Origin of the sequence: Streptomyces sp. NPDC001933 (assembly GCF_042890955.1) — a bacterium.
GTDB lineage: Bacteria > Actinomycetota > Actinomycetes > Streptomycetales > Streptomycetaceae > Streptomyces.
Genome location: NZ_JBIASS010000016.1, coordinates 189,362 through 203,012, shown reverse-complemented (window position 1 = coordinate 203,012; position 13,651 = coordinate 189,362). Strand labels below are relative to the sequence as shown.

Annotated in this window: 16 protein-coding genes; 10 read left to right on the top strand and 6 right to left on the bottom strand. The window is 71.0% G+C overall.

What is annotated here, in order from left to right:
* Positions 1 to 27: 27 nt before the first annotated feature.
* On the bottom strand, positions 28 to 408 hold the full coding sequence (locus ACFYY7_RS32540) for a hypothetical protein (protein WP_388667428.1): 381 nt from the start codon (positions 406 to 408) through the stop codon (positions 28 to 30).
* Positions 409 to 619: 211 nt separating this feature from the next.
* On the opposite strand from ACFYY7_RS32540, the gene ACFYY7_RS32535 reads away from it, so the two are divergent.
* Complete coding sequence (locus ACFYY7_RS32535) at positions 620 to 1,423, top strand: hypothetical protein (RefSeq protein WP_388667427.1); 804 nt, start codon at positions 620 to 622, stop codon at positions 1,421 to 1,423.
* A gap of 70 nt (positions 1,424 to 1,493) precedes the next feature.
* Here ACFYY7_RS32535 and ACFYY7_RS32530 read toward each other — a convergent pair whose 3' ends face one another.
* Entirely contained in the window at positions 1,494 to 2,150 is a 657-nt protein-coding gene (locus ACFYY7_RS32530) for a PH domain-containing protein (RefSeq protein WP_388667426.1), read from the bottom strand.
* Between the two features lie 124 nt (positions 2,151 to 2,274).
* Between ACFYY7_RS32530 and deoC the strand changes: the two genes are divergently transcribed.
* Genes deoC through ACFYY7_RS32515 form a run of 3 tightly spaced genes read left to right on the top strand, consistent with a single transcriptional unit; the run spans position 2,275 to position 5,634 of the window.
* The gene (gene deoC, locus ACFYY7_RS32525) at positions 2,275 to 3,237 is read left to right on the top strand and encodes a deoxyribose-phosphate aldolase (protein ID WP_388667470.1); all 963 of its coding nucleotides are present in this window, start codon (positions 2,275 to 2,277) and stop codon (positions 3,235 to 3,237) included.
* A gap of 5 nt (positions 3,238 to 3,242) precedes the next feature.
* Positions 3,243 to 4,682: an aldehyde dehydrogenase family protein gene (locus ACFYY7_RS32520; RefSeq protein WP_388667425.1), complete on the top strand. Its 1,440-nt coding sequence runs from the start codon at positions 3,243 to 3,245 to the stop codon at positions 4,680 to 4,682.
* On the top strand, positions 4,672 to 5,634 hold the full coding sequence (locus ACFYY7_RS32515; RefSeq protein ID WP_388667424.1) for an aldehyde dehydrogenase family protein: 963 nt from the start codon (positions 4,672 to 4,674) through the stop codon (positions 5,632 to 5,634). Before ACFYY7_RS32520 ends, ACFYY7_RS32515 begins: the two co-directional genes overlap by 11 nt.
* Positions 5,635 to 5,700: 66 nt before the next feature.
* On the opposite strand, the gene ACFYY7_RS32510 is transcribed toward ACFYY7_RS32515, so the two are convergent.
* Positions 5,701 to 6,120: a hypothetical protein gene (locus ACFYY7_RS32510; protein ID WP_388667423.1), complete on the bottom strand. Its 420-nt coding sequence runs from the start codon at positions 6,118 to 6,120 to the stop codon at positions 5,701 to 5,703.
* A gap of 63 nt (positions 6,121 to 6,183) precedes the next feature.
* On the opposite strand from ACFYY7_RS32510, the gene ACFYY7_RS32505 reads away from it, so the two are divergent.
* Positions 6,184 to 6,891: a uridine kinase gene (locus ACFYY7_RS32505; protein WP_388667422.1), complete on the top strand. Its 708-nt coding sequence runs from the start codon at positions 6,184 to 6,186 to the stop codon at positions 6,889 to 6,891.
* Between the two features lie 135 nt (positions 6,892 to 7,026).
* On the opposite strand, the gene ACFYY7_RS32500 is transcribed toward ACFYY7_RS32505, so the two are convergent.
* Positions 7,027 to 7,788 (bottom strand): SigE family RNA polymerase sigma factor, encoded by a 762-nt coding sequence (locus tag ACFYY7_RS32500; protein ID WP_266730167.1) that lies wholly within the window; start codon positions 7,786 to 7,788, stop codon positions 7,027 to 7,029.
* A gap of 192 nt (positions 7,789 to 7,980) precedes the next feature.
* On the opposite strand from ACFYY7_RS32500, the gene afsQ1 reads away from it, so the two are divergent.
* From afsQ1 to ACFYY7_RS32475, 5 genes are all read left to right on the top strand, one after another.
* Positions 7,981 to 8,658 carry a two-component system response regulator AfsQ1 gene (afsQ1, locus tag ACFYY7_RS32495; RefSeq protein WP_206433404.1) on the top strand — a complete coding sequence of 226 codons (678 nt, stop codon included), beginning with the start codon at positions 7,981 to 7,983 and terminating at the stop codon, positions 8,656 to 8,658.
* Positions 8,655 to 10,193 (top strand): ATP-binding protein, encoded by a 1,539-nt coding sequence (locus ACFYY7_RS32490; RefSeq protein ID WP_388667421.1) that lies wholly within the window; start codon positions 8,655 to 8,657, stop codon positions 10,191 to 10,193. Before afsQ1 ends, ACFYY7_RS32490 begins: the two co-directional genes overlap by 4 nt.
* Before the next feature lie 11 nt (positions 10,194 to 10,204).
* Positions 10,205 to 10,834 carry a GerMN domain-containing protein gene (locus ACFYY7_RS32485; protein ID WP_388667469.1) on the top strand — a complete coding sequence of 210 codons (630 nt, stop codon included), beginning with the start codon at positions 10,205 to 10,207 and terminating at the stop codon, positions 10,832 to 10,834.
* Between the two features lie 212 nt (positions 10,835 to 11,046).
* A complete protein-coding gene (locus tag ACFYY7_RS32480; protein WP_388667420.1) occupies positions 11,047 to 11,595 on the top strand; it encodes a VanZ family protein in 549 nt (182 codons plus the stop codon).
* A 93-nt stretch (positions 11,596 to 11,688) separates the two neighbouring features.
* A complete protein-coding gene (locus ACFYY7_RS32475) occupies positions 11,689 to 11,892 on the top strand; it encodes a PspC domain-containing protein (protein ID WP_259928209.1) in 204 nt (67 codons plus the stop codon).
* Between the two features lie 70 nt (positions 11,893 to 11,962).
* Here the strand turns inward: ACFYY7_RS32475 and ACFYY7_RS32470 are convergent, their stop codons facing one another.
* Positions 11,963 to 12,280, bottom strand: coding sequence for a hypothetical protein (locus ACFYY7_RS32470; RefSeq protein ID WP_358948383.1), 318 nt, complete (start codon positions 12,278 to 12,280; stop codon positions 11,963 to 11,965).
* A gap of 136 nt (positions 12,281 to 12,416) precedes the next feature.
* Positions 12,417 to 13,571: an adenosine deaminase gene (locus ACFYY7_RS32465; RefSeq protein ID WP_388667419.1), complete on the bottom strand. Its 1,155-nt coding sequence runs from the start codon at positions 13,569 to 13,571 to the stop codon at positions 12,417 to 12,419.
* Positions 13,572 to 13,651: the final 80 nt, after the last annotated feature.

Sequence of the window (13,651 nt, the reverse complement as noted above, 5' to 3'; positions counted from 1 at the left end):
CGCTCCGAGATGTGAATGAGGTGTGCCCTAAAGGCAACTTCCGGTGACGCCTCCCATCTCGGCGAGCAGTGCGCGGAACCGTTCGTACGCGGCCCGGCAGGTCGAATGGCGCTCGTAGGCCCGCGCCGAGACGACGGTGGCCCGTCCGTCCCGGTCCCTCAGTAACCACATCCAGCCGTTGCCGCCGGGCGTGTGCTGCACCCCGCCCGTCAGCGCCTGCTGTCCCGCGCACAACTCCTCGAAGGCGGCCCGGCATTCGCCGTGCTCGCCGTACGAGAGCGCGGAGACCGCGACCACGCGTCCGTTCTGCGCGATCATCCGCCAGCCGTAGCCGCCGTCCGTGTCGATGTCTATCCGGCAGCGCGCGCCCGTGGCGTCCGTTCTGCCGGGACCGCCGTCGTCCGTCATGTCGTCCCCACCCCCCGCCGCCCGCTTCGGAAGTCGGGCGGCACGCGCAATGTATGGAGAGGGGCCTGACCGCCGGGACCGGAAACCGCCGCAGCGGTCGGCTTTCACACGGAAGTTGCCCCTAGTGCGCCCGGCATACACGGGGGCGTTCCGCCCGGTGCCGGGGCGGTACTCTGCGGCAACTCGCATACCTACCAGTGAGAGGCCGTGCATGCGCACAGGCAGAACCGGCACCGTGGCCGCCCTCGCGGGAGCGCTCGCCCTTGCGGCGTTCACCGCCCCGGCCGCGGAAGCCGCCGACACCGGGATCACGGTGTCGAAGATGGTCGTGAACTCGGGCAGGCCCATCGTCGTGGGCACCACCGAGGAGAAGCTCCCCGGCATCAGCTTCCACGTCACGTGGTCCGCGGGCCACTCGCTCTCCGACGTGGAGGCGAGTCCGTACCTGTACCACGACACCACGGCGAGCAAGGGTGCCGACCAGGGCGGCATCTACTTGAGCAGCATGACCTGTTACGAGGACGGCTCGCGCGCCGCCGACTGCGAGGGCGAGCTGTACATCGAGCCGCGCTACACCCTGGACTCGAACAACGACGCCACGACCTGGAAGGTCGGCGCGGCCGCACGCGTCTGGGGCTCCGACGGGCAGCCGAAGACCCAGGAGTACCTGCCCGCCCTCGGCACGGCGCAGGTAAAGCGCGCGGCGCGGGCGACCGTCGACGCCTCGCCCGAGCCGGTGGCCAAGGGCAGGACGATCACCGTGACCGGCCGGCTCACCCGCGCCGACTGGGTGAAGCACTCCTACGCCGGTTACAGCGGCAAGGCGGCGAAGCTGCAGTTCCGCAAGGCGGGCACCAGCACCTACTCCACGGTGAAGATCGTCAAGGCGAACTCCACGGGCAACCTGAGGACCACGGTCAAGGCGGCCTCGGACGGCTACTGGCGCTGGACCTTCGGCGAGACGTCCACGACGGGCGGCGCGACCGCCGCCGGGGACTACGTCGACGTCAAGTAGACCCCTGCAGCACGAGTGAAGCCCGCGCCGGCAACCCGGTGCGGGCTTCGTCGGATCCGGCGGTCCGCCCTCAGCCGGTCGCGAACAGCACCACGAGCAGCACCGCACCCACCACCGCCGGTGCGATCACCTCGTACGCCCAGCGCACGGACACCGACGACTGCTCCGCGGACCCCGCAGCGGCGCCCGCACCGCCCGCCCTCGCCCGCTCCGCCAGCTCACGCAGGTCCACCATGGTCTGGTCGGCCGACGCCATCCGGGCGTTGGTGTCGCGGACATCGGCGTGCACGGACGTACGGTCGTACGGGTCGTCCAGCGACCGCCGGGACTGCTGCCGGGCCGCCTTCTTCCGCTGCCGCAGCGACACCGGCACCGCCCAGAGCTGGTACTTGGCGCCGCCCTCGGTGAACAGCTCGCAGGAGTACCCGGCCCGCAGATCCGCGACCTCGGTCCACGGCATGCCGATCGTCCGGAACGGGTTACGGATCCGGATGCGCTGCTCGTTGGCGAGCACGACCGGCCGCAGCGTGAAGGCGACGACCAGCGGCACCGCGGTCAGCATCCCCGCCAGCGCCAGCCACGGCACCCGGCCGTCCCCCCGGATCAGGGCGTCCCCGCCGATCCAGCAGATGAGCAGGAGCAGCAGAACACCCCCGACGATCCCGGCGGGCGAGCGGAAGGTCCGGTCGGCGTAGACCGGCTCGGCGGGTGGTGTGGGGCTCGTCATGGGCCCGATTCTGCCTGACGGGCGCAAGGAGCGCCGGGGCGGCCGCCCCCAGGCCGCGCCCCGCGCGGAGAGGTGGTCCCCCTGTACAGGCCGCTACGCGCGTAGATATGCTCCTCTGGTGACCATGCCCACCACAGCTCCCGCATTCAGCGACGCGACCGCGTCCGACAGTGCGCTGCGCCGCTTCCTGCACGGGCTGCCCGGCGTCGACGCCGTCGGCCTCGAAGCGCGCGCCGCGTCCCTCGGCACCCGTTCGATCAAGACGACGGCCAAGGCGTACGCCATCGACCTGGCCATCTCGATGATCGACCTGACGACGCTGGAAGGCGCGGACACCCCGGGCAAGGTCCGGGCCCTCGCCGCCAAGGCCGTCAACCCCGACCCGACCGACCGCACGGCCCCGCGCACCGCGTCGGTCTGCGTCTACCCCGACATGGCGGCGACCGCCGTCGCCGCGCTGGCCGGCTCCGGCGTGAAGGTGGCCTCGGTGGCGACGGCCTTCCCGGCCGGCCGCGCCGCGCTCGACGTGAAGCTCGCGGACGTCCGTGACGCCGTGGCCGCCGGGGCCGACGAGATCGACATGGTGATCGACCGGGGCGCCTTCCTCTCCGGCCGCTACCTGAAGGTGTACGAGGAGATCCTCGCCGTGAAGGCGGAGTGCGCGCGGGCCGACGGCCCCGACGCCCGGCTGAAGGTGATCTTCGAGACCGGCGAGCTGTCCACGTACGACAACATCCGCCGCGCCTCCTGGCTCGGCATGCTGGCGGGCGCCGACTTCATCAAGACCTCGACCGGCAAGGTCGGCACGAACGCCACGCCCGCCAACACCCTGCTGATGCTGGAGGCCGTGCGCGACTTCCGCGCGCAGACCGGCGTGCAGATCGGTGTGAAGCCGGCCGGCGGCATCCGCACGTCCAAGGACGCGGTCAAGTTCCTGGTGCTGGTGAACGAGACGGCGGGCGAGGACTGGCTGGACAACCACTGGTTCCGCTTCGGCGCCTCCAGCCTGCTGAACGACCTGCTGATGCAGCGCCAGAAGCTCAGCACCGGCCGTTACTCCGGCCCCGATTACGTGACGGTGGACTGATCCCCATGGCATCTGCATTCGAGTACGCCCCCGCCCCCGAGTCGCGCGCGGTCGTCGACATCGCGCCCTCGTACGGGCTGTTCATCGACGGCGAGTTCACCGAGGCGGCCGACGGCAAGGTCTTCAAGACCGTCTCGCCGAGCACCGAGGAGGTGCTCTCCGAGGTCGCGCAGGCCGGTGCGGCCGACGTCGACCGGGCCGTGAAGGCGGCCCGCAAGGCGTTCGAGAAGTGGTCGGCGCTGCCCGGCTCCGAGCGCGCCAAGTACCTCTTCCGGATCGCCCGGATCATCCAGGAGCGCAGCCGCGAGCTCGCCGTCCTGGAGACCCTGGACAACGGCAAGCCGATCAAGGAGACGAGGGACGCCGATCTCCCCCTCGTCGCCGCGCACTTCTTCTACTACGCGGGCTGGGCCGACAAGCTCGACCACGCGGGGTACGGCCCGAACCCGGCCCCCCTCGGCGTCGCGGGCCAGGTCATCCCCTGGAACTTCCCCCTCCTGATGCTGGCCTGGAAGATCGCCCCGGCGCTCGCCACCGGCAACACGGTGGTCCTCAAGCCCGCCGAGACGACCCCGCTCTCCGCACTGTTCTTCGCGGACATCTGCCGCCAGGCGGGCCTGCCCAAGGGTGTCGTGAACATCCTCCCCGGCTACGGGGACGCGGGCGCCGCCCTCGTCGCGCACGAGGACGTGAACAAGGTCGCCTTCACCGGCTCGACCGCGGTCGGCAAGGCCATCGCCCGCCAGATCGCCGGCACGGACAAGAAGATCACCCTCGAACTGGGTGGCAAGGGCGCCAACATCGTCTTCGACGACGCCCCGATCGACCAGGCCGTCGAGGGCATCGTCACCGGCATCTTCTTCAACCAGGGCCAGGTCTGCTGCGCGGGCTCCCGGCTCCTGGTCCAGGAGTCCGTCCAGGACGAGGTGCTGGACGCGCTGAAGCGCCGGCTGTCCACGCTCCGGCTCGGCGACCCGCTGGACAAGAACACCGACATCGGCGCGATCAACTCCGCGGAGCAGCTCGCCCGGATCACCGCGCTCACCGAGACGGGCGAGGCGGAGGGCGCGGAGCGCTGGAGCGCCCCCTGCGAACTGCCCTCCGCCGGTTACTGGTTCGCCCCGACGCTGTTCACCAACGTCACCCAGGCACACACCATCGCCCGCGACGAGATCTTCGGCCCGGTGCTGTCGGTGCTGACCTTCCGTACGCCCGACGAGGCGGTCGCCAAGGCCAACAACAGCCAGTACGGCCTCTCGGCCGGCATCTGGACGGAGAAGGGCTCCCGCATCCTCGCGGTGGCGAACAAGCTCCGGGCAGGCGTCGTCTGGGCCAACACGTTCAACAAGTTCGACCCGACCTCGCCCTTCGGCGGCTACAAGGAGTCGGGCTTCGGCCGCGAAGGCGGCCGTCACGGCCTGGAGGCGTACCTCGATGTCCGATAACCGTCTGAGCGTCTTCAAGACCTACAAGCTGTACGTCGGGGGCAAGTTCCCCCGCTCCGAGAGCGGCCGGGTGTACGAGGTGACGGACTCGAAGGGCAAGTGGCTGGCGAACGCCCCCCAGTCCTCCCGCAAGGACGCGCGCGACGCGGTCGTGGCCGCCCGCAAGGCTTTCGGCGGCTGGTCGGGAGCGACCGCGTACAACCGCGGCCAGATCCTCTACCGCGTCGCGGAGATGCTGGAGGGCCGCAAGGACCAGTTCGTGCGGGAAGTGGCGGACGCGGAGGGCCTGTCGAAGTCCAAGGCGGCGGCCGTCGTCGACGCGGCGATCGACCGCTGGGTCTGGTACGCGGGCTGGACCGACAAGATCGGCCAGGTCGTGGGCGGGGCGAACCCGGTCGCGGGCCCGTTCTTCAACCTGTCCACCCCCGAACCGACCGGCGTGGTCACGGTCCTGGCCCCCCAGGAGTCCTCGTTCCTGGGCCTGGTCTCGGTGATCGCCCCCGTGATCGCGACCGGCAACACGGCCGTCGTCATCGCCTCGGCCCGCTCCCCCCTCCCGGCCCTGTCCCTGGGCGAGGTGCTGGCCACCTCCGACCTGCCGGGCGGCGTGGTGAACATCCTGTCCGGCAGGACGGCGGAGATCGCGACGCCGCTCGCCTCCCACCAGGACGTCAACGCCATCGACCTCACGGGCGCCGACACGGCCCTCGCGAAGGAGCTGGAGATCGCGGCGGCCGACAACCTGAAGCGCGTCCTGCGCCCACCCGTCTCCCGCCACCGCCCCGAGAAGGAAGCGCAAAGCGCTGCACCTCCCTCTCCTGTGGACGGCGAAGGCGGCGGCGCCACGGACTGGACAGCCGATCCGGGCACCCGCCGCCTGACGGCCTTCCTGGAGACCAAGACGGTCTGGCACCCGACGGGCGCCCTGGGCGTCTCGGGCTCCTCGTACTGACCGGCTCCCCGCACGGCAGCGGCCTGTTCCTCCGGCACCCCGGAGGAACAGGCCGTTCCCGGCTGCTCAGCCGCCGTGCAGCGTCTGCGCCAACGGCCCGGCCACCGGCAGGTCCTTCAGCGCGCCACCACTGGTCAGCGGATCGGTGACGGCGGCCGTGGAGAGCGGCTTGAAGTCGGCGACCTGCGTCCCCACCACGTTGTCCAGCGGGTCCGTGCCCGTGCCGGCCAGCGGGTCGAGCCGCAGATGCGTCACCGGGGCGATGCCGTTGCTGAGCGAGTGGCCGAGCGCCCCGGTCACCGCGCCGCTCGCGGCCTCCCCGGCCGCGCCGAGGCCGGTGTCGGCGCCCACGGCCGGCACGTGGGGCAGCGGCGCCGCCTGGGCCGCCGCACCCCCCGCACCGAGCGCGGCACCCACCGCGGTGACGGTCAGCCCTGCCCTCAGCAGGGCGCGGCGACGGGACTTGGAAAGTGCATGACGTGCCATGGAATTCCCACCTGATCGAGACGATCGAGTAACCATCTGAGTGCGTAGAGTAGTTGAGGTGTGATGCTCGATACCAACAAGGGCACCGGGGGATCCCCTGCGCGGGTCAATGCCTCACACTCGTATCCTGTGAATTCCCAACCGATCCCGACCCGCGTCGTACTGCTCGCGGGCCCTTCCGGCTCCGGCAAGTCCTCCCTCGCCGCCCGCACCGACCTGCCGGTGCTGCGCCTGGACGACTTCTACAAGGAGGGCGACGACCCCACGCTGCCGCTCGTTCCCGGCAGTACGGACATCGACTGGGACTCCGCACAGTCCTGGGACGCCGACGCGGCGGTCACCGCGATCACGGAGCTGTGCCGCACCGGCCGCACCCACGTCCCGGTCTACGACATCGCCACCAGCTCCCGGATCGACCGGGAGGCCTTCCACATCGAGCGCACGCCGCTGTTCGTGGCCGAGGGGATCTTCGCGGCGGACATAGTCGAGCGGTGCCAGGAACTCGGCGTACTGGCCGACGCCCTGTGCCTGCGCGGCCGCCCGACGACGACGTTCCGCCGCCGCCTGCTGCGGGACCTGCGCGAGGGCCGCAAGTCGGTGCCGTTCCTGCTGCGGCGCGGCTGGCGGCTGATGCGCGCGGAGCGCCGGATCGTGGCCCGCCAGACGGCCCTGGGCGCCCACCCCTGCGGCAAGGAAGAGGCCTTGGGCCGCCTGGCCGCGGCGGCAGCGGGCCGGTGCCGCCGAGCGCCGGCCGCACGCGGGACGGCATAGCGGACCTCCCCGCTCGCGCACGCGAACGGGGCCGGACAGGACCCCCCGGCCCATCCGACCCCGCAGCATTTCCCCCGTACTCCGCCGCCTCCCCCGAAGCAGCGGCCCCGTTGTCCCCCGTGTTCCCCCCTCGCCTCAGGCCACCAGCTCGCCGAAGGACTCCTCCTCGTCACGGCCGAAGCTGAGGACCTCGTCCTCGCGCAGCCGGCGGAGCGACCGCCAGATGCTGGACTTCACCGTGCCGACACTGATGTCGAGGATGGCCGCGATCTCCGGGTCTGTGCGGCCCTCGTAGTAACGCAGGACCAGCATCGTGCGCTGGAGTTCCGGCAGCCGCGCCAGCGCCTGCCAGAGCACGGCGCGCAGTTCCGTGCCGCGCATCGCGTCCGTGTCGCCCGCCGTCTCCGGCAGCTCCTCGGTCGGGTACTCGTTGAGCTTGCGCCTGCGCCAGGCGCTGATGTGCAGGTTGGTCATGGTGCGGCGCAGATAGCCGCCGACCGCCGCCTTGTCGCTGATCCGGTCCCATGCCCGGTACGTCGAGAAGAGGGCGCTCTGCAGCAGGTCCTCGGCCTCGAACCGGTCGCCGGTCAGGTGGTAGGCGGTTGCGTACAGGGAGGCGCGGCGCTCCCGGACGTAGGCCGTGAACGCCGCTTCGGCGTCCTCGCCCTGCGCCGGGGCCTTCCGCTCCCCCGTGACCTCCCCGTACGCGCTGCCCCCGTTGTTTCCCCCGTTGCCCCCCACAGGCGCGTCAACCACCGTCATGTACGACAGGTGCTGACGCCCGGCGCCACGAACGCACCCCCGCCCGTTCCCGGCGCCGGACTTCTCGATACTCCGGCCGACGTCGTGGAGACGCGTGACAACTGCGCTTGCGGTGGTGCTGTGAGTTGCGTTCATCTCGCGCCCCCCATCGGTGGAGTCCGTCCGTTCCTTGTGCCCAAGAGCTTGCCGGGGCAGTTTCATGGCGCTGTCCTCCGACTGTCACAGGCCTGTCACAGGGCCCGTCGTCCGTGCCTCTGGGGCGCACGGGATGTATGAGTCGACCCCAACTGTCGAACTGGGGCGCCACCATGGGTCAGAATGACCAGCGTGCCTTTCCTGTTGCTGATCGAGGACGACGACGCCATCCGCACGGCCCTCGAACTCTCGCTGTCGCGCCAGGGCCACCGTGTGGCCACTGCGGCGACGGGAGAGGACGGCCTGAAACTGCTGCGTGAGCAGCGGCCGGACCTGATCGTGCTGGATGTGATGCTGCCCGGGATCGACGGCTTCGAGGTGTGCCGGCGGATCCGGCGCACCGACCAGCTGCCGATCATTCTGCTGACCGCGCGCAGCGACGACATCGACGTCGTGGTCGGGCTGGAGTCCGGTGCCGACGACTACGTGGTGAAACCCGTGCAGGGCCGGGTGCTCGACGCCCGGATCCGCGCGGTGCTGCGCCGCGGCGAGCGCGAGTCCACCGACTCCGCGTCGTTCGGGAGCGTGGTGATCGACCGTTCCGCGATGACCGTGACCAAGAACGGCGAGGATCTGCAGCTCACGCCGACCGAGCTGCGGCTCCTGCTGGAGCTGAGCCGCCGGCCGGGCCAGGCCCTGTCGCGGCAGCAGCTGCTGCGGCTGGTCTGGGAGCACGACTACCTCGGTGACTCCCGGCTGGTGGACGCGTGCGTGCAGCGGCTGCGGGCCAAGGTGGAGGACGTGCCGTCCTCGCCGACCCTGATCCGTACCGTCCGGGGTGTGGGCTACCGGCTGGACTCGCCTCAGTGAGCGACGCCGTCAAACGGAGCCTGCTCACCGGGCTTCGCTGGACCAGTCTGCGGCTGCGGCTCGTCGTGGTGTTCGCCCTGGTGGCGCTGACCGCCGCGGTGTCCGCGTCGGGGATCGCGTACTGGCTGAACCGCGAGGCCGTGCTGACCCGCACCCAGGACTCCGCGCTCGGGGACTTCCGCCAGGAGATGCAGGGCCGGGCGGCCTCGCTGCCGCTCCACCCCACCAGGGACGATCTGCAGAACGCCGCGGTGCAGATGGCGAGCAGTTCGCCCGGCTACAGCGTGCTGCTGGTCGACGAGCGCGACACCGGCAAGCCGATCGTCGGCAACTCCGACCTGGACACCTTCACGCTCGACAACGTCCCGCTGTCGCTGCAGAAGGCGGTCAACAAGAAGCAGCCGGTGGAGGCGGGCAACAAGTACGAGTACCACCTGTTCTGGCAGCGGACCAGCATCCGCGGCACGCCGTACCTGGTGGGCGGTACGAAGATCATCGGTGGTGGCCCGACCGGCTACATGCTGAAGTCGCTCGACCAGGAACGGCAGGACCTCAACTCGCTGGCCTGGTCGCTGGGCATCGCCACCGGGCTCGCACTGATCGGTTCGGCGCTGCTCGCGCAGGCCGCGGCGACGACCGTGCTGCGGCCCGTGCAGCGGCTCGGCGACGCCGCCCGCAAGCTCGGCGAGGGCAAGCTCGACACCCGGCTCGTGGTGTCCGGCACGGACGAACTGGCCGATCTCTCCCGTACGTTCAACCGGACCGCGAGTTCGCTGGAGAAGCGGGTCGCGGACATGAGCGCGCGGGACGAGGCGAGCCGGCGGTTCGTCGCCGACATGTCGCACGAGCTGCGCACCCCGCTCACCGCGCTGACCGCCGTCACCGAGGTGCTGGAGGACGAGGCGGACAGTCTCGACCCGATGATCGCGCCCGCGGTACGCCTGGTGGTGAGCGAGACCCGGCGCCTGAACGACCTGGTGGAGAACCTGATGGAGGTCACCCGCTTCGACGCGGGTACGGCCCGGCTCGTCCTCGACACCGTGGACGTCGCCGACCAGGTCACCGCCTGCATCGACGCCCGTGCCTGGCTGGACGCGGTGGATCTGGACGCCGAGCGCGGCATGATGGTCCGCCTCGACCCGCGCCGGCTCGATGTGATCCTGGCGAATCTGATCGGCAACGCGCTCAAGCACGGCGGTTCGCCGGTGCGGGTCGCGGTGCGGACCGAGGGCGACCAGCTCGTCATCGAGGTCCGGGACCACGGCCCCGGCATCCCCGAGGACGTGCTGCCGCATGTCTTCGACCGGTTCTACAAGGCCAGCGCCTCGCGCCCGCGTTCCGAGGGCAGCGGTCTCGGGCTGTCGATCGCCATGGAGAACGCGCACATCCACGGCGGTGACATCACGGCGGCGAACTCGCCGGACGGCGACGGCGCGGTGTTCGTACTGCGGCTGCCGCGCGATGCCGAGCCGCTCACCCGTTCCGACGGTGGGCACGATGCCGAGGGCCGGGACGAGGAGGGCGACGCGACGTGACGGACAGCGTGATGGGTGGCACGGCAGGTGGTGGAAACCGCCGGGCGCGCCGCACGGCCGTGGCACTGGCCGGGGCCGTGGTCGGGGCCCTGCTGGCCGCGGGCTGCGGGATCAGGTCCACCACGGTGCCGGTGGACGCGGGGGCCGCGCCGTCGCAGGTGCCGTGCACGATGTCCGCGGAGGACGTCACGACGCAGGCCCTCAAGGGCATCCCCGTACAGATCTATCTGGTCTGCTCCTCGCAGCTGGTCACGGTGGACCGTACGGTCCAGGTCGACGAGACCGGTTCGGACCCGGTCCGGATCGCGCAGGCGCTCCTGGACGAGCTGCTGCTGAAGCCGCCCGCCGCCGAACGGCGGGCCGGGTACTCCACGACCGTCCCGAAGACCCTGCGGGTCGGCGGGGCCCGCAGCGGCGACCGGTCGGGCACGCTGCGGCTCAGCGAGCAGCCGGAGGACCTGCGGTCCGAGGCGCTGGCGCAGATCGTGTGCACGTACGCGGAGAGCGACTCGCTCGCCCCGGAGGGCACGGTGGTGCTGGGCGGGCCCGGAAACTATCCGCCGCGCGGGTACCTGTGCACCTCGGAGATGAAGGCGCGCCCCAAGACGGTACCGACGCTCGGGTTGGGTACGGGGGCCTGAGCGCTCGGCGCGTACGGGGGTCTGAGCGCCCGGCGTGTATGGGGGCCTGTACGCCCGGCGTGTATGGGGGCCTGTACGCCCGGCGTGTATGGGGGCCTGTACGCCCGGCGTGTATGGGGGCCTGTACGCCCGGCGGTCCGCTCCGCGGCGCCGGACGGGCCGGATTCCGGGGCGGCGGAACCGATCCTGCCGTTCGTGGCGTCTTGGGGGGCGTGCGTCAAGGTTCGGACGGTACAGCCGTCATCCGCTTCCGCGCGGCCGGGGTCACTCTCCTCATCGCGCATCTGCTGCTCGTCGGGTGGCTGACCCTGCGCCCGCTCGATGTGCCGTGGATGGGCGCCTCGAATCTCCGACCCTTCGCCGGCATCAGAGCCGACCTGTCCCTCGGCCCGGTCGAGGCCGCCCGCCGGATCGGTGAGGGGCTGCTGCTGCTCGCCCCGTTGGGTGTGCTGCTGCCGATGGCCGGGGGCCGGCTCACCGTCTCGCCGTGGGCCTCGCTGGCCCGTACCGTCGCGGCCGGTGCGCTGATCTCGACGACCATCGAACTGGCCCAGACCGGAGTGCCGGGTCAGGTCGTCGACGTCGACTCGCTACTGCTGAACACCATCGGTGTGGCCCTCGCCCATCTGCTCGTCGTACCCATGTGCCGGTCGCGGCTGCGCCGCCGGAAGCAGGAGCGGGTCGGGGCGGTACCCCACCCGAGGGACGAGGCGGGCCAGGGTTCGACCCCGACGATTCCCAGGGTCGGGATCGCCCCGTAGAGCGACGCTTTGCCCCCGTTCGCCGGGCCACCATGGAGCCATCGGGAGCACGACGGAGCTGCTCCCCAGCAACGGTTCGCGAAGGAGCCCACCATGGCCGCACTTGCCCGCCCCCGTGACGGACGCATGATCGGCGGAGTGTGCGCAGCGCTGGCACGGCGCTTCGGCACCTCCGCGGGGACCATGCGCGTCATCTTCCTGGTCTCCTGCCTGCTGCCGGGGCCTCAGTTCCTGCTCTACCTGGCGCTGTGGCTGCTGTTCCCGTCCGAGAAGACGTCGTCGGCCGCCGCCTGGTGACCTCGTACGCATACGCCCGTGGGGCGGACACCCGGTCCGGGTGTCCGCCCCACGGGCGTGTGTGCGGGGATCAGCCGCCGAGCGGGAGACCGTTGGCCGACAGGCCGCCGGTCCGCAGGCCGCCCGCGGGCATGCCGCCGAGCAGGCCCTTGGCCGGGGTGGTGACCTCTCCGACGAGCTTCTGCTGGTCGGTGCCGAGCAGCTTGGTGGCCGTCTCCTGCACCGGCAGGCTCTGGGTCGCCGTTCCCAGCGCCGCGCTCGCGACCGGCAGAGCGGTGCCCGCGGCGTCGGTCGGCAGCACGGCGGCGGAGGCGGTGCCCGCAGCGGCGGCGGCGAAGGCGGCGCCGAGAGCGGCGACGCCGAGAGTCCTGACAGCAGACTGCTTCATGTGAAATTCATCCTTGGGGATAGGAATGTGGGGGGCTCCGAAAAGTAGCCAGCCCACTGCCCTTCCCGCAAACATGCCGACACACCGGGAAAGGCCGGGAGTTCGGCGTCCCGGCCCTTCTCCGCGATGACGTCGATCAGCCCGCAGAAGCGGAAGAAACGCTGGTCGCAGCGGTCTGCTCGAAGAGCCATTCGGACTTCAGCTCGGCGTATCCGGGCTTGATCACATCGTTGATCATCGCCAGACGCTCATCAAAAGGAATGAATGCCGACTTCATCGCATTGACGGTGAACCACTGCATGTCGTCGAGCGTGTATCCGAAGGTCTCGGTCAGCTTCTCGAATTCGTGGCTCATGCTCGTACCGCTCATCAGCCGGTTGTCCGTGTTCACGGTGGCCCGGAAATGCAGCTTCCGCAGCAGCCCGATGGGGTGCTCGGCGTACGAGGCGGCTGCGCCGGTCTGGAGGTTCGAGGTCGGGCACAGCTCCAGCGGGATGCGCTTGTCCCGTACGTAGGAGGCGAGGCGGCCGAGCTTCACACCGCCGTCCTCGGTGACCTCGATGTCGTCGATGATGCGGACCCCGTGCCCGAGCCGGTCCGCACCGCACCACTGGAGCGCCTGCCAGATCGACGGCAGACCGAAGGCCTCGCCCGCGTGGATGGTGAAGTGGTTGTTCTCGCGCTTGAGGTACTCGAACGCGTCGAGGTGCCTGGTGGGCGGGAAGCCCGCCTCCGCGCCCGCGATGTCGAAGCCGGCGACGCCCTGGTCGCGGTAGCGGTTGGCGAGTTCGGCGATCTCCAGGGAGCGCGCGGCGTGCCGCATCGCGGTGAGGAGGGCGCCCACGCGGATGCGGTGCCCGTCCCGGCGGGCGCGCTGCTCGCCCTCGCGGAAGCCCTCGTTGACCGCCTCGACGACCTCTTCGAGGGTCAGTCCGGCCTCCAGGTGCTGCTCGGGGGCGTACCGCACCTCGGCGTAGACCACGCCGTCCGCGGCCAGGTCCTCGGCGCATTCGGCGGCCACCCGGACCAGCGCCTCGCGGGTCTGCATGACGGCGCAGGTGTGGGCGAACGTCTCCAGATAGCGCTCCAGCGAACCGGAGTCGGCCGCCTCCCGGAACCAGATGCCGAGCTTGTCGGGCTCGGTCTCGGGAAGTCCCTCGTATCCGCTCGCGAGGGCGAGGTCGACGATCGTCCCCGGGCGCAGGCCGCCGTCGAGATGGTCGTGCAGAAGCACCTTGGGTGCACGCCGGATCTGATCCTGGCCGGGCACATGAAGGGTCGGGCTCATCATTTGCGCACTCTAGCGCCTACGCGCGTAGATTGTCGCTTGCCGATGCGTAACAGTGACCGCGAATACGGGTGGAGTACACC